General features: G+C 65.1%; 26 protein-coding genes. 5 read left to right on the forward strand and 21 right to left on the reverse strand.

Annotated features, from left to right (window positions below; genetic code table 11):
* Positions 1 to 55 precede the first annotated feature (55 nt).
* Positions 56 to 697 carry a YadA-like family protein gene (locus ASF57_RS24925; protein WP_162241571.1) on the forward strand — a complete coding sequence of 214 codons (642 nt, stop codon included), beginning with the start codon at positions 56 to 58 and terminating at the stop codon, positions 695 to 697.
* 38 nt (positions 698 to 735) lie between these two features.
* Here ASF57_RS24925 and ASF57_RS16430 read toward each other — a convergent pair whose 3' ends face one another.
* The 21 genes from ASF57_RS16430 to ASF57_RS16535 form a co-directional block, all read right to left on the reverse strand.
* Positions 736 to 1,251: a DUF1833 family protein gene (locus tag ASF57_RS16430; RefSeq protein WP_056485143.1), complete on the reverse strand. Its 516-nt coding sequence runs from the start codon at positions 1,249 to 1,251 to the stop codon at positions 736 to 738.
* Entirely contained in the window at positions 1,251 to 1,679 is a 429-nt protein-coding gene (locus tag ASF57_RS16435; protein WP_056485145.1) for a hypothetical protein, read from the reverse strand. The genes ASF57_RS16430 and ASF57_RS16435 overlap by 1 nt, the downstream gene beginning before the upstream one ends.
* Complete coding sequence (locus ASF57_RS16440; protein WP_056485147.1) at positions 1,676 to 5,173, reverse strand: phage tail length tape measure family protein; 3,498 nt, start codon at positions 5,171 to 5,173, stop codon at positions 1,676 to 1,678. Before ASF57_RS16440 ends, ASF57_RS16435 begins: the two co-directional genes overlap by 4 nt.
* On the reverse strand, positions 5,163 to 5,360 hold the full coding sequence (locus tag ASF57_RS16445; RefSeq protein WP_244476972.1) for a hypothetical protein: 198 nt from the start codon (positions 5,358 to 5,360) through the stop codon (positions 5,163 to 5,165). The genes ASF57_RS16440 and ASF57_RS16445 overlap by 11 nt, the downstream gene beginning before the upstream one ends.
* A gap of 29 nt (positions 5,361 to 5,389) precedes the next feature.
* Positions 5,390 to 5,830 (reverse strand): hypothetical protein, encoded by a 441-nt coding sequence (locus ASF57_RS16450; RefSeq protein ID WP_056485149.1) that lies wholly within the window; start codon positions 5,828 to 5,830, stop codon positions 5,390 to 5,392.
* Between the two features lie 10 nt (positions 5,831 to 5,840).
* The gene (locus ASF57_RS16455) at positions 5,841 to 6,782 is read right to left on the reverse strand and encodes a phage tail tube protein (protein WP_056485153.1); all 942 of its coding nucleotides are present in this window, start codon (positions 6,780 to 6,782) and stop codon (positions 5,841 to 5,843) included.
* Positions 6,783 to 6,803: 21 nt separating this feature from the next.
* The gene (locus ASF57_RS16460; protein ID WP_056485155.1) at positions 6,804 to 7,238 is read right to left on the reverse strand and encodes a hypothetical protein; all 435 of its coding nucleotides are present in this window, start codon (positions 7,236 to 7,238) and stop codon (positions 6,804 to 6,806) included.
* 12 nt (positions 7,239 to 7,250) lie between these two features.
* The gene (locus tag ASF57_RS27020) at positions 7,251 to 7,418 is read right to left on the reverse strand and encodes a hypothetical protein (protein ID WP_244477028.1); all 168 of its coding nucleotides are present in this window, start codon (positions 7,416 to 7,418) and stop codon (positions 7,251 to 7,253) included.
* Between the two features lie 506 nt (positions 7,419 to 7,924).
* A complete protein-coding gene (locus ASF57_RS16465; protein ID WP_156376190.1) occupies positions 7,925 to 8,302 on the reverse strand; it encodes a hypothetical protein in 378 nt (125 codons plus the stop codon).
* A 195-nt stretch (positions 8,303 to 8,497) separates the two neighbouring features.
* A complete protein-coding gene (locus tag ASF57_RS16470; protein WP_156376191.1) occupies positions 8,498 to 14,497 on the reverse strand; it encodes a fibronectin type III domain-containing protein in 6,000 nt (1,999 codons plus the stop codon).
* A gap of 166 nt (positions 14,498 to 14,663) precedes the next feature.
* On the reverse strand, positions 14,664 to 15,329 hold the full coding sequence (locus tag ASF57_RS16480; RefSeq protein ID WP_056485165.1) for a DUF6441 family protein: 666 nt from the start codon (positions 15,327 to 15,329) through the stop codon (positions 14,664 to 14,666).
* Positions 15,326 to 15,652 carry a hypothetical protein gene (locus ASF57_RS16485; protein WP_348528131.1) on the reverse strand — a complete coding sequence of 109 codons (327 nt, stop codon included), beginning with the start codon at positions 15,650 to 15,652 and terminating at the stop codon, positions 15,326 to 15,328. The genes ASF57_RS16480 and ASF57_RS16485 overlap by 4 nt, the downstream gene beginning before the upstream one ends.
* A 26-nt stretch (positions 15,653 to 15,678) precedes the next feature.
* Positions 15,679 to 15,963: a hypothetical protein gene (locus tag ASF57_RS16490; RefSeq protein WP_056485169.1), complete on the reverse strand. Its 285-nt coding sequence runs from the start codon at positions 15,961 to 15,963 to the stop codon at positions 15,679 to 15,681.
* An 11-nt stretch (positions 15,964 to 15,974) separates the two neighbouring features.
* Positions 15,975 to 17,030 (reverse strand): major capsid protein, encoded by a 1,056-nt coding sequence (locus ASF57_RS16495; protein ID WP_056485171.1) that lies wholly within the window; start codon positions 17,028 to 17,030, stop codon positions 15,975 to 15,977.
* A gap of 4 nt (positions 17,031 to 17,034) precedes the next feature.
* Positions 17,035 to 17,415 (reverse strand): head decoration protein, encoded by a 381-nt coding sequence (locus ASF57_RS16500; protein ID WP_056485173.1) that lies wholly within the window; start codon positions 17,413 to 17,415, stop codon positions 17,035 to 17,037.
* Positions 17,416 to 17,417: 2 nt separating this feature from the next.
* Positions 17,418 to 18,590, reverse strand: a complete 1,173-nt coding sequence (locus tag ASF57_RS16505; RefSeq protein ID WP_056485175.1) for a head maturation protease, ClpP-related — start codon at positions 18,588 to 18,590, stop codon at positions 17,418 to 17,420.
* A gap of 27 nt (positions 18,591 to 18,617) precedes the next feature.
* Entirely contained in the window at positions 18,618 to 20,144 is a 1,527-nt protein-coding gene (locus tag ASF57_RS16510) for a phage portal protein (RefSeq protein ID WP_082504059.1), read from the reverse strand.
* A complete protein-coding gene (locus ASF57_RS16515; protein WP_056485179.1) occupies positions 20,144 to 20,374 on the reverse strand; it encodes a hypothetical protein in 231 nt (76 codons plus the stop codon). Before ASF57_RS16515 ends, ASF57_RS16510 begins: the two co-directional genes overlap by 1 nt.
* Positions 20,375 to 20,376: 2 nt before the next feature.
* Positions 20,377 to 22,371, reverse strand: coding sequence for a terminase gpA endonuclease subunit (locus ASF57_RS16520; protein ID WP_244476973.1), 1,995 nt, complete (start codon positions 22,369 to 22,371; stop codon positions 20,377 to 20,379).
* Between the two features lie 34 nt (positions 22,372 to 22,405).
* Positions 22,406 to 23,050 (reverse strand): hypothetical protein, encoded by a 645-nt coding sequence (locus tag ASF57_RS16525; protein ID WP_056485183.1) that lies wholly within the window; start codon positions 23,048 to 23,050, stop codon positions 22,406 to 22,408.
* 1,011 nt (positions 23,051 to 24,061) lie between these two features.
* Positions 24,062 to 24,430: a hypothetical protein gene (locus ASF57_RS16535; RefSeq protein ID WP_056485187.1), complete on the reverse strand. Its 369-nt coding sequence runs from the start codon at positions 24,428 to 24,430 to the stop codon at positions 24,062 to 24,064.
* A 141-nt stretch (positions 24,431 to 24,571) separates the two neighbouring features.
* Between ASF57_RS16535 and ASF57_RS16540 the strand changes: the two genes are divergently transcribed.
* From ASF57_RS16540 to ASF57_RS16555, 4 genes are all read left to right on the forward strand, one after another.
* The gene (locus ASF57_RS16540) at positions 24,572 to 24,793 is read left to right on the forward strand and encodes a hypothetical protein (protein ID WP_056485189.1); all 222 of its coding nucleotides are present in this window, start codon (positions 24,572 to 24,574) and stop codon (positions 24,791 to 24,793) included.
* 94 nt (positions 24,794 to 24,887) lie between these two features.
* Positions 24,888 to 25,202: a hypothetical protein gene (locus tag ASF57_RS24935; protein ID WP_082504060.1), complete on the forward strand. Its 315-nt coding sequence runs from the start codon at positions 24,888 to 24,890 to the stop codon at positions 25,200 to 25,202.
* A 443-nt stretch (positions 25,203 to 25,645) separates the two neighbouring features.
* Complete coding sequence (locus tag ASF57_RS16550) at positions 25,646 to 25,888, forward strand: DUF6522 family protein (protein ID WP_056485193.1); 243 nt, start codon at positions 25,646 to 25,648, stop codon at positions 25,886 to 25,888.
* Positions 25,889 to 26,182: 294 nt separating this feature from the next.
* Positions 26,183 to 26,455, forward strand: coding sequence for a hypothetical protein (locus ASF57_RS16555; protein ID WP_244476975.1), 273 nt, complete (start codon positions 26,183 to 26,185; stop codon positions 26,453 to 26,455).
* Positions 26,456 to 26,474 lie beyond the last annotated feature (19 nt).

Raw genomic sequence — 26,474 nt, forward strand, 5'->3', positions numbered from 1 at the left:
CGATTCGCCAACTCAGTTCACAGCGATGGCCTCAACCGGACGAACGAGAAGCCAAATGCGCCTGCGTTTTGAGATGGAGTCTACGTACTCCAAGAAGATATATTTATCGGCTCTTGTTATTCTTGCGTGGCCATGTGCTGCACTTTCACAAGAAATACCGGCACCTAATTTTCAATCAGTTGTACCAATAGGCAACCAAAGCCCCTTCGAAGCGCCTATCTTCTCATCTCCAGCTCCAGTGGCTCCGCAATCATATCTCCAAGTGACGCCGTCCGTTCAGACGCCTGATGGAAGGACCGCAATTCTTTACGGTCAGGGTGTCGCTCAATCTATTAGCCTCGACCAGTTTGCGTCCAGGGGTCAAGTTCAGCAACTACAAGGCCGTCTAGATCAAATTTCTCAAAATGGTCAGTCTCCGCAGCTATTAACGCGCTTAGACCAGCTTGCATTCTTCGCCCGTCGAGATTTTCAACGTCTTAACGAAGGTATCGCCCTTTCATCCGCTTTGACGATCATGCCTCCCAACCCAGGTGATCGGTTCGCGCTCACAGTAGGCGGCGCCGGATTTAATGGCCGCGGAGCTGGAGCGATCACAGGCACATATCGTGTAAACGAAAGCATGATGGTGTTCGGAGGATACGCTCGTAGTGAAACTCAGAACCTAGTTAAGGGCGGAGCTACATTTTCTTTCAGGTAGAGCTCTAATGTTTTTCATGTCGGTGGTCGGCATCAACACTAACTCGTGAACAGCCCCGGGAATCGGCTCACCGTCATCCGCCCGGCCGGCCATGGCTCGGCGGTCAGCGGCTCGGCTGAGATGTCGAGCGAGACCTGCGCGGCATCGTAGGAGCCCCGGACGCTGCGCAGGTTGGTATAGCGGGCCTCGATGATGTCGGGCGTGCCGGCGAGGACCACCGTCATGTCGACCGTCGCGTAGGTCCCCGGGGTGATGGAGCGGATCGCCCTGGCCATGTCGCTGTCGACGTTCTCGAAGGTGAGTGTCGTCTTGGGCGGGCTGTCCTTTTCGTCGTCGGGCAGGACGGCGCCCATCAGGACGAACGGGTAGACGATGCCCTTGTGGCGCGTGCCGTAAACGAGCGGGTCGGCCGAGATACGCTCGGTCGGGTCGCTGGAGAGGTAAGCCGGCGCCGACAGACTCGGGTGCCGGATTGTGACGAGCACCACCGGCACCTGGTCGGTTTGGTCCGCGTTCGCCGCGAGCCGGGCGTTGAGAGAGACGACGCGGCCCATCAGGGCAACACCATCAGCGGGAAGGTCGCGGTGTAAGAGATGCCCCGGTTGCGCGTGGTGAAGGCAGGTGGGCTGTCGCCAGCCAGCACCAGCCACCAGGCTGTATTGATGAGCGGCCGGCCCTGGTCGTCCAGCAGCTGTAAGCCGCCAGCAGCAAGAAGCGCGACCCCGTCGCCGGTTTGGTCCGGAATTAGGAAGGGCAGCGAGCCACCGGCAATTTCCTCAAGCCAGAAGCGCTCCAGCCGAGCTTTCTCGTCGAGGCTGACCTTGAAGCCTGCCGCCACCGGCTTCGGTGTCGACGAGAACCGGCGGCGCGACTTTGCGTGCCCGGTCTCCATGGCGGTGCGAAGCCGGCCGTCGGCCAGCCCCTCGCTGAAGCTGTCAGCGAGAACTCGCTGCGGCAGGTCTGAGGGCCAGTATCGGATCACGTGGAGACGACCTTGCGCTGATTAAGCGCCGCCTGACCCTTGGGGCTACGGATGCCCTGCGCCGTCACCTCGGCGAACGAGATTTCCGGCTTGCGCCCGCCGCGTCCGTCGTCGACCTCGCGCGTCTGAGCGACGAAGCCCGGCGGCGTGATGATGTTCGGCGCGAACACAGGGGGCGGCTGGTTGAAGTTCGCCGCCGCCACCGGCTGAATGCGAGGCACCCGCAACTCGACTGGGATGGCCCGGCCGCGCGAGAGCGGCACTGCGGCCTCTGGCCCGGCCTCGCCAAAGATCGACGGACCGTTGCTGACACCACCCTCGGCGAACTTCGGCAGCGCGCCCGAGCCGAACAGACCAGCCAAGCCCGACAGGAACCCGCCGCCTTCCTTGCCGCCGCCAGAGAACAGCCCAGAGATGATCCGGTCAGAGGCCGTGCTCAGCAGCTTGTCGGCCAGACGGTTGGTGATGTTGCCCAGGAGGGTCGCTGCGCTCACGCCTTGTCTCAGATCGGAGAGCATGCCGCTGAAGACGCCGCTCGCCAGATCCCTCGTCTGCCGGAGATTGTCGTTGAGCCGGAGGGCGCCAGCCTGAGCCGAATCCATACCCAGGCCGGTGCCGCGCAGACGCGAGGCGACCGACTGCTCCTGCTGCGTGCGATCAACCTGCGAGCGGTCGAACAGGATGTCCCGGCCGATCCGGCTTGTCTCCAGGCCGGCCTGTGCCTTGCCGTAGGCGTCGGCCGTCTCAAGGATGACCTTGCGTTGCGTCTCCATCTCGGGGGTCAGCTGAGAAGCCGAGGCTTTCAGCAGATCCTGGGCGGTGGTGAAGCCGCGGCCGAGAGCAGTGCCGCGCTCAATCTCGGCGTTCAGAAGCTCCTGGACGCGCTGGCGGCGGGCTTCGGCTTCTGTCGTCTGTTCCGTCAGCGTGGTCTGATCGCGAAGGACCGCCTCCTCGCGCGAGGAGGCCCGGACAGCCGGCGCCGCCCGGTTGATGGTGCGATCTGCCCAGTCGATGACACTGCCAGCGGTCCGGCCGCCGCCGACGACTGTCGGGTTGGCACGGGCCGCGTCGGCGCCGAGGATGGACGCTGCGCTTGCGCCCCGATCGGCTCGCAGGAGGTCGACAGCGCCCTGGGCACCCGCGAAGTGGGCGAGGTAGAGATTGCGGTCGGTTGTGGCGAGGCCGGCCTTCTCCAGCGCACGCGAGTTCTGTTCCGTCAGAGCCCGGATCAGCTCGACGCTGTCGCCGCGATCGGTGCGGCGCGCCAGGATCTCGTCGCGGGACATGCCGGCGGCGCGCTCCGGGAAGCGCTCTTTGAACAAGCCGAGCCACGTCCGCTCAATGAACTGGCCGAGACCAGTGGCGGTCGAAAGAGGGTTCTTCGCGTCGGTTCGACCGTCGCTCTCCGCGCCAACGACACGCTCCATGTAGGAGTTGACGTTCTGAGACCGGCTGGCCCGGGTCTCCGTCTCTTTCTTCATAGTGTCGATGTCGGTGTTCAGAACCTTTGTCAGCCCCTCACGCTCGGTGATCATGCGCAGCGCAACCTCGCGCGCCGCCACGATGGACTGAAGGTCCCGCGCGTCGAGGTTCGGATCGGCGAGGCGGTCGTTGTAGGGCTTGGCAATGCTCTCGCGCGTGGCCGTCGGATCGATGTTGCGGTCGCGCAGATCCCTCTCGAACTGGAAGCGTCGCTCGGCAATCTGCCGGTCGACGGGGTTGGTGCGATCGGTGGCCAACCGGTTCTGCAACTCTGACTGCCGAGCAGCCGCCGCTACGCCGGCATCGCCGAACTTCTCAATGTCCTCGCGCATGTTGCGCGCCAGCGTGCTCAGCCGCTCAAAGGCGACCTGCGTCTGGGCAAGCTGCGTCGCATCGAGCCCAAACCGCACCGGGTCTGCGATGGCCTTACGCAGCTTCTCGGCCTTGTCCTGGACCTCGCCCATCGCAGCAGATGCGGGACTGAGCGACCGGACAAGGTCCCCGATCTCGCGGGAGTTCTGCGCAGCCGCCGCCTGGGTTGAGCGACGAGTGCGCTCTTCCATCTGACGAGAAAGGTCGTCGACCTCCTTCTGCGTGCTGGCGGCGAGCGGCCGACTGACGAAGCTGCCGCCCGGGCCGGCCATCCGCTCGCGGATGTTGCGCAGACGAACCTGCGCGTTCTCCAGACGCTCCTCGAGGGAGCCGCCGTTGAACGCCTTGTCAGCCTGCTGGCCGATGAAGTCCCAGAGGTTTTTGATCGGGCCAAACGCGGTGTCGGTAGCCCGGCCCCAGGCGGTCGTCAGATCCGCGGCCTTGGTCAAGCTGCCAGCATAGGCATCGAACAGCACCCGCTGCGCACCGAGCCGATCACCCTGCGCCTGCAGGCTGCGGATCGACTGCGCCGTGCGGTCGTCAAGGAAGCCCAGACGCTCGTTCAGCAGGTCCGCGCCCTTGCTAGGATCGGCGAATGCCTTCGCAAGCTCCTGTGCCGCATCCGGCACAGCCTGTCCGCTGGTCTTGGCGTAGTCCTCCAGACTGCCGAGCAGTTTGGCGACCACTTCCCCGCCGATGCGCCCCGTGGCGGCAAGCTCCCCGCCGGCTTCGCGCGCAGCACGGGTGCTGATGCCGGTCGCATCGGAGGCGGCGCGGGCATAGGTGCTGATCTGGTCTGCGCTGGCGCCTGAGGCGCGGCCGACCCCGGACACCAGGCGCTCGGTCTCACGCATGGAGTTCTGGTAGGACAGCATCGCGGCCGCGCCGGTGACGGCAGCAGTGGCTACGATTCCGAAGGCTGCGCCAGCCACGCCGATACGGCTGACGAATCCGCCGACTGCCTCGCTGGCCTGAATCGCAGCGCCCTTGATTGAAGCCCCGCCGGACCCAGCGAACACCTGCGCGATCTGCGGACCCTGCTGCAGGGCGATCATGCTGAGGGGGCTGCCGCTACCGAGCTGAGCGACGATGTCGCCACCCTGATAGAGCAGGTTCTGCGCTTGGTCCTGGCGCAGACGGCCATTCTCGTTCGCAGCAGGGGTAAGAGACGGCGTCTGCCCGATTGAGCCGAGGCGCCGGCTGGCCTCAAGGTTCGCCGCCCGCGAGTTTGTCTGCGCCTGGATCGCGGAGAGCTGCGCGCTTCCCTGGGCCTGAAGAGCTTGGAAGCCAGCGGCCATGCTGCGCTGCGCGTTGCCGACGCGGCGCGCGGCGTCCTCGGCCGCATCTGCCTGGGCCGCGAAGACGCTGGCGGAAGCGCGTGCGGCGCCGGACGCAGCAGGACTGATGCCGAGCAGGCTGTTGACGTTGGCCTGCGCACGGGCCTGCGCCTCAGCCTCGCGGGCTGCCTGCGCCATCTTCTGGTAGCGAGCGGTCTGACGATCAACGGCAGCGCCGGACGCGTCCGCAGCTGCGCCGACCCCCTGGAAGGCAGCCTGACCTGCGGTGCCGGCATCCTGTAGGACGCGCTTGACCTCGGCCCCGCCTTCCACACCAAGGCGGATCGCGATGCTAGTCGGCATTGTCGCTCTCCTCCTGGTAGGACTTCACGATCACCGCCTCGATAGACGGCAGCACGTCGGCGAGCAGGAATGTGCCGGCGCCCATGGCGTCGGCGAGCAGGAGCACGGCGGTGAAGTCGAGGGCGTAGGGCGTACCCATGCCAGCGCGGACCTGACCGCCGCAGCGCTCGATCACGGCCCAGGTCACCAGACCTTCGTCGGTCTTGGCCTCATGCGTCAGGTATGGGCACTCTGGGCACTGCTCTCCGCAGGCATCGCAGTAGCTGGCGCCGCCTCCGTAGTGCCAGCGGGCGAGCTCGATGAGCCGTTTTTTTCCTCCCCTCGCTCCAGGGCCGGGGCGACATAGCGGACGTCGATCTCGTCGTAGGCCGGCCAGTGGTCGAGGAGTGCGCCGATGGTCTCGCGATTGACCGGTGCGGGGTTGCCCTCGGCGTCGCCAACGCCCTCCCACTCCACGACGCCGCGTTGCGCGATCTCGCGGACGAGCGCGATGTTGGCCCGAACGCCGACATCCTCCTGATCCTCGCCGCGGAAGACCTTGCTCACCGCATCTCGGGCGATCAGCATGGATGCGATGGTGATGGGGCGGACCTTGATCCGCACGCCAGGAAGGAGGTCGAGCCAGTAAGGTTCGGCAGCAGGAGAGAGCTTCAGCACGGGCGAGACCTCAGTAGGCGGAAACGTTGTTGACGAGGGTGGCTGTGACGGTTCGGCCTTTCGTCATGTCGCGCGCGGCCTGCCAAGCGAAGGTCGCCTGCACGCCATTCGGGCCGGTGACCGGGGTCTTGGCCCGCGGCAGGTAGACGGCGTGCACGGTGAAGACGAGCGAGCGCCCGGCGTCGGTGACCCAGCCGAAGGACAGCTCGACGGGCTCGCCGGCCGTGGCCTGGTCGAGCAGGACAGTGTCACGGAAGCGCACCGAGATGCTGCCGGTCATCATGACCATGCCGGGGTCGGCATCCTCGATGCGCCCGTCGCCGCGGATGACCTCCACCTTGTCGAGGCTGTTCGAGTAGGTGAAGTCGGCTGAGACGACTGAGCCGAGGTCGACGCCGGCCCGCTTCACGGCGCCCTGGAAGGGCGAGAAGCGTTCGACCGAGGCCTCGGCGAGGGTGCCGGCGCCGGAGGCGGGCAGCTTGTTCTCGCCCTGGGCGATCAGGCCGAGGGAGGCGGTCAGCAGGCCGGAGCGCTGCATCTGCACACGCATCGTGTTGCCGCGGACGCCGACGTTCTGACCGTAGCTCGGCACTTCGGGCAGGCCGACCTCGACCGTCATGGACGGAAGGACGATCGCGCCGGACTCGAATACGTGCGTGCTGACGCCGCCCGCGGCGGTCGTATCCGGCGCGCCCATGAACAGCTTCAGCCAGTTGCCGAAGTTGCGCAGGTCGATCGGCACGACCACGTCGCCGTCGTTGTTGATGACGTCCTTCGAGGGCGGCAGCGGCTCACGGCCATACCCCAGGAGGTCGGACGCAATCAGCTGCTGCTCCTCACCGAGGTTCGACGAGACGAAGGGCAGCTTCCGGTAGCCGCTCGCCGGCGGGACGCCGTAGGTGGTCTCGAAGGCAGCCGCCATGATGGCGTTACTTCCACGCGCGCGCGCCATGGTGCTCTCCTTAGGTGGGGGTCAGTTCAGGGGATCGGTCGTGCCGTAGACGGCGACGATGTTGACGAGGGCGTAGCGGGACACCGCGGCGCCGTCGGCCGTCAGGCCCTCGGTCTGCGCGGCCTGCACCATGACGTAGTCGCAGAGGCCGCCGAGGGTCCGATTGGCGACCACAGCCGCGCCGATCGCCTGCAGCATGGCGTCGAGGCGGACCTCGGCGGTGACAGTCCGAGTGGCGTTCGCCGCGACCTCCACCGGGATCTGGTGCTCGTAGATCCAGGTCGTCGGGTTCAAGGTAACCTCGGGCTCACCCGGATCACCATCATCGACATTGACGTAACCGCCGGTGGTGATGGCTTCCTGCTTCTCAGCGTTCCGGAAGTGGGAGGCCTTGGGCAAGGCCGACTGCACCAGGGTTGCAACGGCCTGGATGACCTGTTCGCGCGTGCTCGGCATCAGGGCATCCGGTCAGTTGCAGATCACGCGGATGGTGATGGCGGTCGAGGGCGCGTTCTCGAACGGAAGACCACCGAGAACGACAGCCTTGGAGCGCTTTACCAGGAGGGTGGCGCCGGACAGGGTCTGAGATGTGACCCCGCCCGTGATCATCGCGTCGCCGTTCCAGGTCGTGATCACGTCGACATCGGGTGCCGTAGTGCAGGCCGTCCAGGTGAAGGTCGCAGTTGCGGCTGTAGTGCTCGTGCTTGAGGTCGCCGTGTAGCGTTCGACGCGCTTTGGAGCGCCAGCTGGGCCTACGGGCCCCTGAGCACCCGCCGTCCCGGCCTGCCCTTGCGGACCCTGGGGACCGCTGATGCTCGCACCCGCTTGTCCAGCTGGACCTTGAGGCCCCTGAGGGCCGGTGATGGATTGCCCGTCCTTGCCAGGAGCACCCTGCGGTCCCTGCGGGCCAATCTGCCCGGGGATGCCTTGCCCCCCGGTATCGCCCCTTTGCCCCGGACTGCCCGGGGCGCCGGCATCTCCCTTATCCCCCTTCTGTCCCGATTCGCCCTGCGGCCCTGCTGGTCCGGCAGCGCCAGTCCGTGGCACCCCGTCGCCCATCATCGGGCTCGAGGCGCGAAGGGCACTCTCGGCTGGAGAGGCCAGGCCGAGGGTGAGGCATGCGAGAAGCCCGAGGATGCGCATCAGCCGCCTCGCCCGTACTGGAGTTCAGGATTGCAATCGCCGCTCGGCGCGGCCGTGGCGATCAGCGATACGAACGTAGGCTCGGAGGTGCCCAGCGTCTCCGAGGAGCGCGCGAGGAACCGCGTGCCGGTCGTCTGCGTCACAGCCTCCGAAAGGCTCGCCACCTTCCGGATCCGGACATCGACGTTGCAGGGATTCACGAACCGGTAGCTGGTCGCGTCCGCCGGCTTCGAGATGGCGAACTGCTTTGCTGTGGTGGTGATGCCGCTGAAGATGATGGGATCGCCTGTCCCGGAGCGAACAAACGGCGCCGTCAGAACGGTCATCGGCGTATCGGGCGTGCCAGAAAGCTTGCCGTCCTGGCCGTAGATCGCCACCGGCTGAAGCGTAACACTGCGGGGCGCGCCGGGAGCGATGGGGGGCGGAGACTCCGACCGCGCCTGTGCGCCGCCGAGGCAGAGCGCGATGGAGAAGCAGCATACGAAGCGCTTCATTGCGACCTCACTCGTCAGTGGAGCCAGTGCGGATCAGGGTCGCGTAAGAGCCGGCTCGGCAAACCGTTACGCTCTGGATCAGGCGGCGTGTCCCGGGACCGCCCACTTCTGTAGGAGCGGCTTCATCAGGCGGTAGGCTTCCGCCACCTCCTCCTCTTTCCATCCGCGGTGCGTCAGGGCGCCGGCGACCGAAGCAGTTGCGCCTTGAACACCCGCCGAGTGCGAGCCGATCTTGAAGCTCTCCGTAGGCGTCACGCCGCCAGAGTGGCCGTTGATGTAGTCTCGGCCGGTGAAGTAAGAGCCGTAATAGGCCGCGTTCCGGATGCCGTTCTTCCGCACCTCGTAGCGGGCTTCGTCGCGCGATGAGGAGTAGAAACCCGGCTGCATGAACACGCGGCCGAGATCCGCGATCGAATCCATGGCGTGCCCCTGCCGGACGTTGAAGCAGTCCGGAACCGAGCGAGAGACCGTCGTGGTGATGTCTTTGACGGTCAGAGCCCGCGTCAGAGACGGCCCGCCGATGGCGAGCTGCACCGTCGCGCCGGCGCCGACGATGGGAGCCATGGCGGCGGATCCCGTCATGGCGTTGTCCGAGAGGATCACGGAGAATCCGTTGTCATCGTTCCGGAAGAGGTTGGCGAGCGCATTGTTGGTGCGCAGATTCTTCACGGTGTCGATGAGCTGGCCGCCGCCGGCCCGGCCATCGAAAGTCCGGCCCTTGTCGTTGGACTTCACCGGATCCCCGCTGACCGTGAAGATCGAGCTCGGATCCTTGATGTCCACGAGATCGCTCCAGGGGCCGACGGACAGGTAGAACTGCCCGATGCCATCCCAAATCGACTTTGCGTTGACCCGATCCCACTTCTGGTCGGAGCCGTCCATCTCCCGATCCCACCTGCGCTCGAGAGCCATCATGTTTGAGATCATGGTGGCGAACAGCGCCTTGTCGGCGTCGGGTACGGCAGAGCCTCGAGCGGCAATAGCCGCGAACAGATCCGTGCAGTGCGAGTTGGCCCGGGTCTGGATGGTGGTGGTGATGTTGGCCGGGGCTCGCTTCATCGGCGAGATCCGCATGTTGGACACGAAGAGATCCGCGCTGATGTTCGGATCGGGGATGCCCGCGAAGGACGCCCCGCCCATCGCCATGTTGGCGATCAGGTACATGCCGGTGTGGAAGCCGTCATAGAAGCGCGGATCGTTGATACCGACACTCACCAGGGAGGCATCCGGTACCGTCGTGCAATTGATTGCGGCGCCGGTCGCCAGCTTCAAGGTCAAGGCGCTGTCGTCTTTGTAATTGCCCGGCATGAAGGCCAGGGCAGAGCTCGAGAGCGGGGTTGTCGGCACGTTCGGATCGTTGTCGTACGCGATGTCGACAAGCTCTCCGTTCGTTACGAGACCCATGAAGGTCGCGGGGACACCGCCGCCGGCGTTCACCAGGGACAGGCGGATTGCGCCGCTGGTCTGGCCGGTTGGAAGGACAATCCCGGAGCCGCGGATGCCGGCCGGCGAGTTGGCCTTTAGAGCCGCGCGCCAAGCCTTGACGCTGTTGATCCGCAGGCCCTTCTGAGCCTCCTGGACGTAGATAACCCAACCGTCCTGAGCGTAGACCCAAGTATCGGACGCGGCATCCTTGATGCACTGGTAGCTGTGAAACTCCTTGTCCGTAGCTGAGGGTCCGAAAGACACCTGAGAGATGGCGCGACGGGTGCCGCCGATGGGCCAACGCGCGTTCTGGTGAACACCCGTCGAGATGCGGCCCTTGGGACCGTCTTGCTCCATCACGTCCGTCTCAGGCGGGTGGCCGCCGGCGTCCGCAACGTCCCACATCATGCACGCGAACACGCCGGTGCGAGACTTGGGGTTTTTGCCGACCACTTCCGGCATGCCGTAAATGTAGCTCTGCCAATTTCGCGTCATGCGGTAGGCGCCGAGGTGCGTGTAGGTGACACCGCCCTCTCGAGGGAGACCGGTGATGTAATCCTTGGCGGCTTGAGGAATCGGGGCGGTCGAGATCGGGATGGCGCTCTCGCGCAGGATGTTGCCCGGCAGGCGCTCCTGGAGGTTCAGGCCCGACGCGAGATACGTCGAGCTGCGCAGATCCATGTGGTAGGCGACTTCGGTACCGTTGGCCGCCGTGGTACCGAGCAGGTTGGCGTTGTCGTGGTTGAAGCTCCATGCCCCCGGGAGAGAGACGTCGGCCTCGTAGCTCGGCGAGAAGTCCCAGTTGGTGTCCTCAGCCTTCCAGCGCGGAGCGTCCACGCCCGACATGTCGAGCGGCACGCGGTAATCCGGCACGTTGGGAAGCCCCATGCCCGGGTTCTGAAAGCGGATGCCGGCGAGGATCGCGCGCAGCTCGGACGGACAAATGTCGTCCTTCTTGATGCCCTCCCACAACACGATCATGTCGGAATAGGCGGTGCCCATGCGCCCGAGCTCGCACTCTACGATCACGGCATCCGCATAGTCGTTCTTGACGGGCTCGGCTGGGCGGCGATCCCAAATTGCGTTCCAGGTCATCTCTCCGTTCATGACCGTCGTCGCCATGAACGGGGTGCCGACGGCGATCAGGCCTTCGGTATTCAGCATGCTCTGGCCCATGTCGGCCGCGAAGGAATTCACGCCGCCCGCTTGGCGCATGGTGCTGACGGGATGGGATCCATCCGCCTTGGGGACCATGCGCAGCGCTGTTTTGGTGAAGCCGCCCGCATCCGAGTAGCTCACAAGCGGAGTGTTCGCGTCGACATCCAGAGTAACCGGAATCGCGATGACGATGTGCGTGTACGTCGACTTGCGAGCGCCCGTGAGAGCTCGCCAATCATCGTTCTTCGCATCGGTTGAGAGCTTGAGATACTGGCTGGCCGACTTGGTGAGCCGCATGCGGTTGGTGGAGGTGTCGAACGTGGGCGCGGTGGTTCCCGGCTCGGCGCCGTCTCCCGCAGGGCTAACGCGGACGTGGCCGTTGAGGAAGCCGGTCGCCGTCTTGATCCGGCTCGAGTTTGCGCCCGATCCGAAGGTAAACGTTCCCGGGGCTGTGTAATCGAAGGCGTCCAGCCAATCCGCCTTGTTGAACACGTAGGGGACGGTTGGCATCGCCACGGTGCGCGTAACCGTCTCAGAGCCGTTCGCGGCCGTGAGGGTCATGCTTCGCGTGGAGCCGATTGCACCGACGTCTCGGTTCCACTGCTGGAGCAAGTACGGCTCGCCGCGCTTGCCCTGAACCGAGAACTGAGCGTTCGGGTCCGAGACCGAGATCGTGGCGTTCGGGATCGTAGTCGACACCATCGCGAGGTGTCGGCCGCGCCACGTCTCGACGGTCATGCTGTCCTGGGGCTGATTATTCAGCATTAGGAGCGAGACCGTGCCTGTCGGCGATGTCGAGGCAGTTGCGCCGCTATTGCCTCGAGCCGCGTCGGCCTTCAGGCGGCCAATGATGCCGTCACGGGTACCGGTGGTCCAGACGCCGGAATGCAGATGCCAGGACTTGCGGATGCCCTGGAAACCGGTCTGCAAGGGGCGTACCGCTGTGTGGGTCTGCGCCGGCTTGCTCCAGGCGGCCGAGATCGTCTCGATACCGTCCCGCAGGAGCCTCAACGTCGTGCCGTCGTAGGTCAGAACGTAGCTGTGCCACGCATTGAGGGTCGCATCGGTGGCCTCAGTCCCGATGACGGAGGTTCCAACGATCGCGAGCTTTGTGCTGCTGGCGGCATAGCGGGCCAGGAGCGCGCCAGTGCCGCCGAGGAACTGCCAGATCACCTTGAGCGAGGACGCCGTGGATCCGGCGCTGACATAGTCGACCCACGAGATGATGAAGGGCTGCGCGGCCGCGTTAATGGCCCCGTAGAAGGCCGCATCGGTGGTGTTCTCGAGGTATTGGTTCAGGCCATCTCCCGTGACGCCCTTCTGCCCCGGCTGGAGACCGACCACGAATTGCGTTTGCTTGTAGGGAACCGTCGTCGCAACGCTGTTGATGACCTTGAAAGCGTTGGGCGACTTGCCCTGCACAACACGCGCAAGCTCATTCATCTTCGAGTTGCGAGTGGCCGAGTCGTCTACGAAAATCGTGCTCTGGTCGTTGAAGTCGAACGAAGCGACTGCGCCCGGCCACGCGCCCGGCTGGACTTGACCACTGGCCTCCGCGAACGTGGTCACGAGATTGTCGACGCGGGTTTTCAGGGCCGCTCGAGCCGAGAGAGCTCCGGTGTCCGTCGTGTCTGGCAGCGAGGCCAGCATCAGGTACAGGCGGTCTTTCTGAGCCTGAGTGGCCATGGGCTCAGAGGCGGCGATGATGCGCTCGAAGAGCGGGGCCGGCGCGCCGAAGCCCGTCGCGTAGGCGTAGGCATCCATCACAGGGTAGCGATAGAGCGCCGTCGCCAGATAGAGCGGGTGCGTCCCGTCCTGCAACGTCATGCCCGGCAGGACTTGCTTGATCCAATCCCACGAATTTAGGAAGGCCGTATAGCCGTCGTATTGCGCTGCCTGATACTTCGCGTTCCAGGAGCCATCGACCGTCCGGATCGTCGGATAGTAGGCGTTGATGTTGTAGAAGCGATTGCCGAGGTTCTGGTTCGTGATGCTGACGTTGGGGCCGTCAACAACGTTCTCCTGGAGGATGCCGGTGGCAGAGCCACTATCGAAGTTGGTCGGGTTCACGAAATTCGGGGCGAGAAGCTGGAGTTTGTGGCCCCGGGCGCTAGCCCACGAAACGATCGCTTCGCCGTCGGCCTTGATCCGGTCTTTCCCGGCTTGATTGAGGCCGTCCCAATTTCCGTTGCCAAGAAATTCGTTCACGCCGAAGTCGACAATGAACCGCTTGATGTACGGGCGCGCGGGGTAGGGAGCGAGACCGTCGAAAAACGTCTGGAGCTGCTCGGTGAGCATGTCGGCAGGCTTCGCGCCAGATCGAGCGCGGACGTAGAAGATCGGATCACCGCCAGGGTAGGCCTTCCGAGCCTCTTCGTAGAGCTGCCCGATTCCCATCGCGTTGATGCCGATCGACATGCTGGCGACGCCGAAGATCGGATTGCGCAGGGGGTCGGTCTGACGCTGCACCGGCCCCATAACCTTGAAGGCATGGGCGGTCGTGGAGGTGTAGGTCATGCGCAGGCGCGCGTTGGCGGGCATGCTCGGCAGATCGATGAGCTGATCCGCATAGCGGGTCGGGGTGGGGTTGCCCGTGGTAGAGGGAACTGTGTCGAAGCTCAGGCCCGGGATAGCGGTATAGGTGGCGCCGCTGTCCGTGGTGTAATCGAAGGCCACGGTCCGGTTCGCGGTGACACCGCTCGTCGTCGTGAACCACAGAAGGCCGCCCGGAGACGCTATGCCAGATGATAGAGTCCACTCGATTACGACGGGCGTATTTGCCAAGGTGCTGACCGTAACGAGATCCTTGTTCGCCGGGCTCGCCAGAAGGGCGGGCGAAGGATCCTGGCTGGTGTAGCCAGTTGCAACGGCTGAGGAGAGCGGCACGCGCCAATCGGTGACGGGTACAACGACGGTGGCGGCCGCGGCCAGGGTGATGGACTTCTGCGCGCTCTGTGCGCTCTCGCCGGCGGAGTTCACGGCCGACAGGGAGTAGTAGAGGGTCTCGCCAGGGGTGCGGTTGAGATCCTGGTACGGCGAGGCGGTCGAGATCGTTCCGATGAGGACTCGAGTCCCGCTGACCGTGCCACGATAGAGCTTGTGCGCCGTGATGGGTGCGCCGTTCCCCGAGCCGTCGATCCAGGCGACCGTAACCGTGGTTCCGGACGTCGAGACTGCGAGCGTCGGAGCATCCGGAGCCGAAGGGATTGGCGGTAGCGTGCCGCCACCAGCCGATGTGCCCTCTTTCCGCCCCCGCAACCCGAGAGCCTGAAGACGCAGCGGCCTGCGCAGCCCGAGCACAGCCATCGTCTTAAGCCGCGATCCAGGCGAGCTTGTCGCCTGATGAGCAGAAGATGTTCCGGGTCTCGTTTGCCGGCACGAAGATGCGCGTGCCAGTTGAGGCGTTGGGTGCGGCGCCGATCGCGACGTAGATGTCTGCCGACGAGCGGATTTCGAAGGACGGGTCGCCCGTATCTTCGGCGACCGCGGGCGCACCCTTATCAGTCGTGCCTGCGGCGGCCATGGTCTGCGACCAGACCGGGGGCGACAGAATCAGGGAACGATTGTTGAGGCCGCTCTTGCCTCCGATGTACCCGCACGCGATGTGCACGCCCGAAAGAGCCATGGCTGACGTCTCCTGTGATGAAGGGTGGTGAGGCGGTTACGCCTGCCAGTTGGCAGCGATGGCGCTGGGCACGCGCTCGGCCCACTGCTTGGCGGTGGCCTCGACATCGAGGCGCTTGCGCAGCTTGGCCTGCCGGACCAGGACAAAGATGACGACGAAGGAGCGGCCGGCGGTTGGCCCGGCCTCTCGGATGGCTCGAAACGACTTCCGGCCCTGGTATCGGGCCGCTTGGCGCCGGTAGAACGCGTCGGCGACGAGGACACCGCCGGTTTTGGTCGGCACGAACCGCAGTTTGATGCCGGTCTCACGCTCCCAGGCCGCCGGGGTCAGCCCGTTACCGGTCGAGCCCTTGGTTCGGCGCCGTGAGGTCTGTCGAACACCGGCATCTGGGGTCGGAATCGCGAGGAATTTGCCGTTTTTTGAGGTGATCGTGACGCCACGGTCGAAGGCGTCGATCAATTTGGCCGCGTTCGAATAGAGATAGGCCGACGCCTCGGTGCTTTCGCCTGTTTTCGGGAAGGTCAGGCCTCGCCAGGTGTTCGAGAGGCGCTTTCCGAGGCCCGCAGCAACCACATCGTCGCGCAGATCCTGTTTCAGGCCGTCCGTCACCTCGCGCATGCCGGCGGTGACCGATTTGGCGATCTGCACCTCGGTACCGGAGAGCAGCGCGCGCACATCCGGGACCTGAGCGGAGAACTTCACGGCTCGTCCGGCTCGTCGGGTGCGAGCGCGGTCACTTCGCAGGTCCGGACCAGCTTGCGTGCGTCGATCCTGGAGAGGCCGATGACCTGGACCGTCTCCCTGACCGCGCCATCCTCGCCCAGAATGTCGACGACATCGCCCTTGGCGGGCTCGGCAACCTCGGAGGTCCGGATCTCGATCAGGGTGGCGCTCAAATCGAACTGATTGCCCTGCAGGCCGACGATAGCCTCGGGCGACCGATAGCGGACGCGCACGGGCAAGCCCTCACTGGACCCGCCCGCACGCCAAATTGCGTCTTCGGCCATGTTCGGATCGTTGAACATGGCGTCGACCGCCAGAGCGAAGGTGCTCATTTCGGCGCGCGCAGCGCCTCACTGATGTCGGCCTTGGTCTTGGCCTTCGAGATGTCGACATCGCGCTCCTTGGCCAGAGCCTCGAGCTCGGCCTTGGTCTTGCCGTCCAGGTCGTCCGCGCCCGACGCATCGGGCTCAGGGCCCTTCTCGCCGGAGATGGCGCCACCGTCACCGGCGTCGTTGACCACCTCGTGGGTGCCGGCCTGAAGCGCGGTCTGCGCCTCGTCCCAACCCAGGGTGACGACCTCGCCGTCCTTGTTGCCCTTTTCGCGCAACCGCATGGTCGCCTCCGTCAGTTCGAGGTGGTACCGCGCACGAGCAGCGCAGGGCGCTTCACGAGCGGGAGCGGGTTGGATTCGGTGTGGATGTCCATGCCCTTGCCGAACTTCTTCGGCTCGAGCGGGGCCACGAACACCTCGGAGTCGGCGCTGTTCGGGGCCTGGTTCACGCTTCCCCAGAAATCCGGGGGCGCCCAGAAGTTGGTGAAGGTGTCGGTGGTGCCGAGCGGGATGAAGCGGACATCGCCGGCCGGGATGAAGCGCTGCGGCGCGCTGGTGGTGCCATCCTCCTGCATGAAGGACGCGCTGCCGCGGTACTCCTCGAAGGTGATACCACCGAACTCGAAGCCCTTGCGGACGTCCTGACGAAGGGGGTTCGGCGCCGAAGCGTAGTACGTGTAGGCCTGCTTCACGCTGGCGTGGGAGATGAACTTCCGGAACCACTCCGGTGAGCACAGGGCGTGGATGCCCGTCATGGTCTCGCCGAGGAGGTTGTCCTCCATGTAGCCGGTGACGTCCTGGCATTTGCCGACGACGTCGGTGCTGGCGGTCCCCAGAGCGAAGTCAACCACCTGCTCGGTGACGCCGAAGGCCGTGAACAGGTTCAGCAGCACGCTGCCGTCCGAGTCGCGGATGATGCCCTTCACGGCACCCATCCGCAGGTTCTCCAGCGTGATGGCGTGCTTGCGCCGCATCGTGATCAGCTTCCGGTTGAGGAAGCCGAGCACCGTCTCCAGGCCCGCATCGCCACCGGCGGTGAGCGCCAGCATGTTCTGCACGTCCGTGGCGAGGACGCTGTCCTCGTGCGGGATGTGCGGGACCACGAAGGAGGCGGGCTTCTGCTTGCCGCGGGTGCCGAGACTGGCCGGGCCTCCGCGCGGGCGAGTCGGCAGCAGGTTAAGTACGCCGTTCTCGATCATCACGATGACCGAGGTCGTCGCGATCGGCTCGGCCGCGAAGATGCCGAGCTCATTGATGCGGCCGTAGGCGTTCGGCACCAGCGAGATGTTGCCGGTGAGCGAGGCCGCCGAGAATGCGTCCTGGTTGAAGATGTCGAGGATGGTGGGCATCGGCTTACGCTCCTTCGCGCACGATGATGCCCGCCGCCTTCAGCTGGCCGCTGGCCGCTGCGCGCTTCGTCGCATCGTTGATGGTGGGGCCGTAGATCAGGCCGTTGTGGCTCACGACGGCGTGCCGGGAGACGATGACGGTCTTCTGGTCGGCGCTGGTGGCGTCGACCGCGGTGAACAGCACCGCCACGGCGGTCTGCGAGCCGTCGGAGCCCGAGGCGGCGGCGGGGACGTACTTGCCGGTGGCGGCCACCTGGGCGAGCACGGTGCCGGTCTTCAGCTTGCCAGAACCCGAGGCGATGATGGCCGTGTCGCGGCTGCGGTAGCTGCCGTCCTCGACCTTGAGCCAGTCGGACCCGACAAGGGCGGTTTCGAGAAGTGCCATGATCAGGCTCCCTTGGTCAGGCCAGCCCGCTTCAGCTCACGCTGCATGCTGGTGGCGGATGCGGTGGGCCCAGCGTTGCCGAGCGCGGCGGGGACGTGAGAGGAGACCGAGGTCTGTTCCTCGCTCGCCACGAGCTTGTCGAAGAGCGCTGCCCGGGCCTGCTCGACCGTCTTGCCCTCGGCGAGCATGGTGGCGTCGAGGTCGGCCGGCAGGGTCGGGTCCTTGCGGCGGGCCAGCGCGACGAGGTTCTTGACCTCGCCGGCCGCGCCGATGCGCTCCTTGGCCTGAGCCACGGTCGCGCCTTCGGCGAGAAGGCTAGCGGCCATGGCCGGCACGCCGCCCGCGACGCAGAGGGTGACGATCTCGGAAGCGTCGGCGCGCGACACCGTGGAGGCGGTCGCGGTAGGCTTGGCGCCGTCAACGACCGCAGCTAGAGCGGCGGTCGGGTTCTCGGGAATGACGGGTTCGTTGCCCGCCGGTGCGTTCGCCATGGGTTTTTCCTTCAGGCGTGGGGGGACGGCCGGCGAGGCCGCGGTGGGGCGAGCGCGTTTTGTCCACGCACGCTGATCGGCCAGGGCGACTAGGCGCTCCGGCGGATGTTCAAAGAGGCGGTAGTCGAAGGCTGTCGGCTCGGGCGCAGCGTCGTCGTTGGCCGCGCGCGCTAGCGTCCGGTCGGCGTAGCCGGCGGTGACGGCCTCCTCCGCTGTCATCCAGACCTCGGCCTGCATGTCGGCCCGGGCCTCGGCGACAGTCTTGCCGGTCTTCTCGGCGTAGATGCCGGCCATAGCCGTCGCGAGCGCGGTCAGCGCTTTAATCTGCAGCTCGTGATCGTCGATCGTGCCGAAAGTGAAGCCCGAGGGGTCGTGCACCATCATCAGGGCGCCAAGCGACATCACGACCTCATCGCCAGCCATGGCGATGACGGACGCAGCCGACGCGGCGATGCCTTCGACGACGATGACCTTGCGTCCGCGGTGCGCGGCGATGGCCGAGTGGATGGCCGCGCCCTCGGTGGCGATGCCGCCACCGCTGTTCAGCCGGATGGTGACGTCCTGGTCGCGCCCGACCTGTGCCAGGGCGAAGATGACGTCCGAGGCGGTGAAGCACTCGTCCCAGTAGAGATCGCCGACCGTCCCTGAGAGGATGATCTCGTTCCCATTGACCAGAGCGGCCATGGTGCCTCCGTGAAAGGATGTGGCCGCTCAGCTCGCGGGCGTGGCCGGCTCTGCCGCCGGGTCGTCGTTGGGGGGCGATGCCTCATCGGGCTTCGCCTTCTGGCGGCCGTCGCTGGTGTAGGAGAGACCCAGCGTGTCGGCCCGCTCGTTGTCGCTCGCCTGCTCGGCGTCGACCGTCTCGGAATCGTACCCGCCCTCTGCGACCTTGCGCGTGCGGGTGGAGAGACCCGCCTGGATCTCCATCGTCTTGCCCTGCACGTCCTGCACCGGGTGGATGTACGGCCAGGCCTGCGGGATCCAGTTCACCGCGTAGGCGTCTTGCCGGGTCATGCCGGCTGGAAGCCGAAGGGCGCCGGAGAGCAAGGCGAGGTCCATCCACCGAATCCAGATCGGCCGGCAGAACTGGAACACGACGAGGTGGTGCTGCCACTGCTCGACGGCGCGACGGAAGTCGTTGAGCGCCGCCCGCAGCGTGCGATCGTTCAGCTGGCTGTAGTCGCCGCTCAGGATCTCGTAGAGCAGACCGCAGGCCGCCGCGACGCTGCGCTTCGACTCGCGCACGAAAGCCTCGAAGTTCGGGCCGACGTCCTTCGGGTCGCTGAATGTCATGTCCTCACCGTCGGCCAGCACCTGGATGGTGCCGGGCTCGAAGTCGAGGGTGGCCACGCCATCATCGTCGGCCGGATCGGCACCGAGCGGGCCCTCCGACCCGTCCCCCAAAACCCGCTTCACGAAGCCGACGAGGCGAGCCGCGTTCTTCTTCCGGATCAGTTCGGCGTCGAGGTAGCCGTCGAGGTCGTAGAGCGTTCGCAGGGCCCGTGCGAGCCAGGGTTCACCGCGGTCCTGCCCGGGCCGCATGGCGCGATAGAGGTGGCAGACGTCGGTCGCCGGCACCAGCGTCTGCTCGATGCCAGCGGAGACGATCAGGCCGTCGCCCGGGTGCTCGCGATAGAGCCAGTAGCCGGTGCGCTTGCCGATGGCGTCGTACTGGATGCCCTGCCGGATCCGGTTGGTCGCGTCCGTCCTCAGGTGTGGGCAATGGTCGCCCTCAAGGAGTTGCAGCTGCAGCGGCACCGTCAGCCCGTCCTCGGGGCGCCGGGTCCGAAGTCGCGTGAAAGTCTCGCCACCCTCGACCATACCCCGCACGGCCAGAGCCGTAAGGCCGTAGAAGTCGTGGGCGCCGATGCTGTCGGCCTCGTCCGTCCAGGCGAGGAACAGCTTCTGGATCTGCGCGCGGAATGCAGCGTCCTCAGCCTTCCGCTTCTTCGCCTGTGGCTTGGTCAGTCCCTCGTAGGAACGCGCCGCCATGGAGCGCGGCACGATGCCGGTCCCGACGATGTTGGTGACGAGCCGGTCGACGGCCGCGCCGGCGTAGGGGTTCTTCCGGGCCTGGTCCCGCGACTTCCGGCGCAGCTCGTCGAGCGCGTAGACGATCGCCGAGTTCGGACCGTAGCTGCCGACACGCCAGGAGCGCGACCGCCGGCCGGCGCCATTGGCGACGTCGTAGGGCTGGCTCTCCGACGCTACGGTGGCGGTCTCTCCGGACAGATCCATCACCACCCGCTGCGGCCTGTGGTGACGATCTGGCGCGTACGGCGAGGGCCGATTGCACCCGTGGCGGCGTCCTGCGCACCCTTGCGCAGGTAGAGGTCGCCGAGCGCCTGCCGCATCTCGTCGTAGCTGCGGTAGGTGATGGTGGCCGCGTCAGGGGCCTCGACCCGCAGAGCGCCGGAGGCCATGGCGTTCTCAAGCGCCGCGATCTGCTTGTCGATGTTCGCGGCCATGGTCACCTCGTCCGGCTTCGGACCTTGCTGCGGCGGCTGCCAGCGCGCTGGAGATTGCGGGCAGCGAGCGAACCGGCTGCAACGGTCGCCTCGGGAACGGCATCCTCGGGCAGGATGGCCGTTCGAGTGCGCTCGATGCCCAGCGAGCCCTCAAGGTCGCGCCAGTGCACCTCGCGCCACCGGTCCCAGCCGCGCATTGCGGCAAGCCCGCGGGCGTAGTTCGCGCAGTCCAGCACCTCGTTGCGCCGGCCGCCGATCGGCACCCACTCGCGCCGGGTTCGGCCCCGTGTCACGTGGGTGACAAGCTCCTCGGCGGTCAGCTGCTTAACCTGATCCTCGGTGACGTCGTCCGGGAGATGGACGAAGCCAGCTGGGAAGGGCTTACCCTCGGGGGGTCGGCGGAGCGCCAGACACCCCATCAGCTCCTGTTTCGCGAACGAGGCGCCGATCCGGATCGTCTTCAGGCCGCGGCGCAGCTTCTTGCCCGCCGGGGTCGCATCCTTCGCGCCGACACCGAGGAAGGCCGCGGCGTAGCTGTCCTGGCCGTCAACCGCGTGCACTGGCCGCCCGGCCTGGGTCCGGACGAAGGCGTAGACCTCGGCGGTGAAGCCGCTGGAATCCACGCCCCAGTCGCGCACGCGCATGTCCGCGCCGCTCTCGTACTCCCAGGTCTCATCGAACATGGCCTCGAGGTCTTTCCAGACCTGGGCCCGGACCGTGTCGCCGGGCAGCACCCGGTGCTCGATCAGCCAGCGCTCGCGGTTGCGCCCGAAGGCCCAGACGCTCGCCTCGAGGCGATCCTTTTGGACGTCGACACCGCCGAAGAGGATCAGGCCGCCAGCCGGTACAGTGCCGCTGCGGTATCGATCCTTCCTGGCGTAGACGTCCTGCCACTCCGGCGCGTCCGCACCCTCTTTCCACGTCCGAGCCAGCTGAGTGTTGAAGAACGTCCTCAACGCCTCAGGGCCTCGTCTCAGCGCGCGGGCGAACTTCGCCACCGTCTCGCGAATCGTCTGCTTCGGCGCGTAGAGCTTCGACGCCTGGAAGCCCGCGTGGTCGTTCGGCACCGCCTCCGCACCGCAGTGGATGCAGAGAGCCCGGGCAACGCCGTATGCCTCAGGGGCCCAACGCTCCGGCTTTTGGTTCTCGCCGCAGCAGGTGAACGGCCGGGTCTGGCGCCACTCCACCTTGCGCAGCGCGACAAGCCGCTGGGGCTCTGTCATCGGGTGTTCGCAGACCACGCACTCGTAGCGCGCCGTCTCGGGCCGGATCTTGCCGGCCTCATCCTTGTCGAAGCGCACCTGCTCCCATTCGAGAGGGTGCCAGCCGTGGCAGCCCGGGCACTCGACGTAGGCCTTGCGCTGGTCGCTCTCTTCGTAGGAGGCCTCGATGGCACTCCGGCCTGCGATCGTCGGCGAACAGGCCCGCACCGAGAGGCTGTTGGCCTTGAACTCGGCTTGGCGCTCCTCGGCGAGGTCGATGGGTGAGCCCTCGCCACCGGCCGAGAGTGGGTACTTGTCGATCTCGTCGCAGCAGAGCAGCCGAATCGGCCGCATAGCGAGGTTGGTCGGGCTGTTCGAGCCCACCAGGGTGATGTGGCCACCCGGGAACTGCTTGTGCGTCAGGGTGGCGCCGGCGTCCCGGGACTTCAGGTCCCCGAAGATGTCTCGAAGGGCTTTCGAGTCCCGGATCATCGGGGCCAGCCGGTCTTTCGAGAACGTCTCCGCCGCGTCGTCCTTCGGCTGCACCACCAGGATGGGGCACGGGTCGATGTGGATGAACCGGCCGAGGATGTTCTCGATGACTGTCGTCTTGAGGAGCTGCGTGCAGGCCATCAGGGTGATGGTGCTGACGCCCGGCTCGGTCGCCGCCAGCATCGGACCACGGGCAACCTCAACCCTCGACGTAACGAAGCGCCCTCCATTGGAGGACTCCTTGCTCAGGCGCCGGAACTCCTCCGCCCACTCCACCACGTTGAAGTCTCGCGTCGGGGTCATCCCCTTCCGCCAGGACCGCAGCAGGCTCTCCGTGTCAGCCGAAGTCGGCTTCAGGATCGCCAAGCTCGGAGAGGTGCTGTTTGACATAGGCGTTTAGGATCGCCGTCAGCGCGCGGGGGTCGACCTTCAGCTCGTCGGCCATAGGAATCGCGACCCGCGCCGGCCAGGACAGCCAAGCGTCGCGGACATCGCGGGCGGTGTCGAAGAACAGCTTCTCGGCCGCCTCGCGATCAACCAGCTTGCGGTCGTTCTTCTCGACCTCCTGCTTCCGTTGCAGGCCGAGGAAGTTTTCCTTGCGGCGGACGGCCTCAGACAGGGGCAGGTTCGTCGGGTCGAGTTCGAGCCCGTCGTCGGCACCCTCGGTCGGCACTGCGCCGGGCCGCGGCATCACCTCGCCGATCGTCTGCCAAGTGTCCGGCTTCGGCTTGGCTGGCGCCTTCGGCTCCGGCGCCGATCTGTTACCTGTTACCACCCGCACCGGGCGGTGGGTAACACCACCCCGGTAGCTCGCTGGCCTCTGGTCGAGGGCCCATTCGGTCGCCTCGACGTCGATCAGCCCGGCCTCGTTAAGAACCAGAATAGTCTTTTGCTTCCAGCCCGTTACCGTCTTCCGGGACACGCCGCGTCGGCGGGCGAAGTCGGCTTGGCTTAGGAATTTAGCCCCGGTCGCTTCGGCCATGGGCGCTGTTACCTGTTACCCTGTTACCGGGTTTTGGGACCCTGGCGCTAGAAACTCTGGGGGCCCCGACCACCCGTATACATTCTGGGCTCCCAGGGTCCCTACCAATAGGCGCAGGAAGTCTGTCGCTCGAACCACCCGGCGGTCGTTCCGTAAAACTGCCCTGAATACATAATTCCCAGCTTGATCTGCACTTAGCAGATCAAACGCTGTCCGACTACTTAACGGCGCACTAACCAAGCTAAACCCTGATAGGGAACGGCGATCTTTCAGCGTACTTGGTCAAGCACTGAAAGTTGATAAAGGCAAGTACGAAGAGGGGCAGGAAATGGTGTCGTTTGCTTCCGTCTACCGCGACATACACGCCAGGATCATTATCGCTGTGGAGTCTGGCATCATTGGGCAAAGCTCGGCTGAACACATACTCGCTTTGAAGGTCGCACACGAGGGAGAGGAGAGGCTCAACGAGCGCGAGCGGCGGTACTATCGCGGCCGAGTCATGCCGCTACTGAGAGATATCTTCACCTTCTGATCAGCTACAATGAGGCACCACGAGAGAAAAGATGGATCAACCACAGCGTACTTTCGGCCGGCGCACCGGCGGATACACCGCTGAAGAGCTGGCCGCTTACCGTCAGAGATTGATTGCAGAAGCAGATGCGGAACGGAAGCGCGGAGGGGTATCGGCTCCGATCTCAAATGAAATTCAAGGCTTCAGAGGTCTAGCTAACGTTCCGGAGCTTGAGCGGAAAGCCAAGCCGTCTTCTCCGCTCGCTACAGTTCTGCTGGCTATCTTGGTCCTCACGGTTCCGGCAGTCGCTACCTTGGGACCATTGATATCGAACTGCGGCGGATTCGATCGCCCATTCCAGATCCTCTCCGATCGTGCTGTAAGAAATTGCGTCAGACACGGGATGAGAGAGCAGGTCAGGTCAGCCGAGGCTTTCGTTACGGCGCAGGTGCGAAGCTTTGGCAGCTAGCCATCTGTAGCGAAATGCGGGGAGGGTGCCCTTAGGCGTCATCCTCTTCATCATCTTCGTCAATCTCACCACTCTCATGCTCTCCGTGTATGTGCATGGTGAGGACGGGTGATGCGGTGAAGGTCGTCGCCGCGCTGATGATGAGGGTCATCGTAGCCCGGTTGTAGGTGCTAGCAGTGTAGAGGCCGCTGTGAATCAGCAGGCACAGCGTCATCAGGATTTCTCCGCCGCACTCCTCCTCCGTGCCGCCGGTGAACCGCAGCAGATGCTCCTGCAACGAGTTCACACGGATGGGGCCTTCTAGGTGGGCGGTGTATCGGACTGCCTCCGCGAAGAGAGCCGACCTCCATTCGGGCGATCCGGTTTCGTACTTCTCGATGGGCTCAGCAAACACGTTCACGCCGTTCGTTCCTGTACGATCGGCCCTCGATGTATGCGAGCGTTCTCGCGGTAACGAGGGTGCGGGTGCATCAAGCCGCACCCTCGCTCGATCTTTGCAGTCCCCTTTGGCGTTGACCCTCTGATCAAACAGGAGGCTCACATGACCGCACGCATTTATCCTGGCGCGAACCCGATCCCGTCCACGAACGACGTCATCAACGCTGATGCGAACAAAGCGGGCACCGAGAGCACCTCGATGAACCGCGAGCACCGGGCTGGCGACACCGTCGACAAAGTCGATCAGGTTAGCAGCGTTACGTTGCTCGGCATGGCTATCGCTGGCTCTGCTGTAATGCTTCTCGCGCATTGGATCGTCGGCTGAGTGCGAGGTCGCTTGCGCGGCTCCCGTTAACAAAGCGGCTGCTAGAACTGAACGATGGACTACCTGAACGGGTAGGTCCGCAGGGAGACACCCTATGATCAAGACACTCACGCTCGGTGCCGCCTTCGTAGCTGCCAGCCTTTTCATGGCAGCTGCACCATCTTCGGCAGCACCGCTCGGTGTCGTCACAATGCCTGAAGCTACGATGGTGGTAGAGAACGTTCAGTACGGCTACGGCGGCTATGGCGGTGGTGGATACGGACGCCGTGGCTATGGTGGTGGGTACGGTCGCCGCGGCTACGGTGGCGGCCGCCACTTCGGACATCGCTTCGGCGGTCGTGAATTCGGCTTCGGTCGAGGACGTGGTGACGGCTATGGTCGTGGTTACGGCCGCCGCAGCTACTACTAGAACTATCCGGCGCGCCTTACGATTGAGGCGCGCCACTCTCTGATCCGCCGGTCTGCATAGCCCAGACCTCGCGGTCCTCGCTATCTACGATCCGCGCCGACATAGCCTTGTGCAGGATGAGGCCTTCTCGAGCATGTGCTTTGGCTGCCTCCAAGTCCCCAGGCTCCATCCTTGAGCCGATCTCGTTCTCGCCGTCGTGAAATTCGATGCGGTAGGTCATGGATTGACAACGCACCCGCGCGTGAAGGGTCACCCCTGGTAGGGAGATAATCTCGGCCGGCGCCACTCGGTGAAGCCCCAGGATCAAAGCAGGTCAGGTGCCTTTCGCTTGGGATCCCCACGGGTGAGACCACGGAAACGTTTGCACCTCACATAAGCCAGGGAATGCGTGCTACCGTCACAATCAGCTCCGCAATTACCGCCAAGCTGATTGAAGGCTTGATATGCGCTTGGAGCGAAACGCACGCGGCGATTGGATGCTGGATCCGACCCAGCTTCATTCCCGACTGATGATCAATCCCAGCTTGATGCGTCAGAAGATGCGACTTGGGCAAGTTACCAGCCGCATCGAGAAAGGCATCGAAGAGCACGTTGGCACCTGGCGGGTCACGCTTCGTGTTGCAACCTCGGTATGGGAGGGCATCTTTGATGATGCCGGCATGCTGATGAGTGAGCGGATGGTCTGAAGGTCTGAGCACGAACATTGTGACAGGTCATCCAACAGTCCACCACTGGGGGACTACCTAGCTAACCAGCCCTCAATGTGGAGAAACGCGTCCCCGTAGAGGCTTAACATCGATCCCGAAAGGGGAGAGTACAGCGCCCACACAGTCATCAGCTGCCTACAATACTCCGTTGAACCGCGCAACGTTCCGCGGCTCTGATCGGCCACTCCATGCACCAGAAAAATGCGTCGTTGCGTGCCTTATCCTGTCAGGGCACGCTTGCCCGAGATAGCGTTTCGGGAGCGAGAGACATGCATGGCCGATGATAAGCGCACAGAGCAGGATGAGTTTTTCGGCCTGAACGAGGCTGAGCAGGTTGAGTTCGAGGGGGACGGCCCGTTTCTGCTCCCGCTCTGTGAGGCGAAGGCTGGCATCCTGATGGGGGAGGACGTGGGGATTATCATCCTGAAGACCGCAGAGGGACACCGCTTTGGTGTTCCCCTCGGGCATGAAGCCCTTTCGACGCTGTACCAGGTGATAGGTGAGGCCCTTCGGGATCTGAAGCCCGACGGCGAGCCCGTTCAGTGACCGGCGGCCTTTCCTGTCA

It is taken from the genome of Methylobacterium sp. Leaf117 (genome assembly GCF_001422985.1).
Lineage (GTDB): Bacteria > Pseudomonadota > Alphaproteobacteria > Rhizobiales > Beijerinckiaceae > Methylobacterium.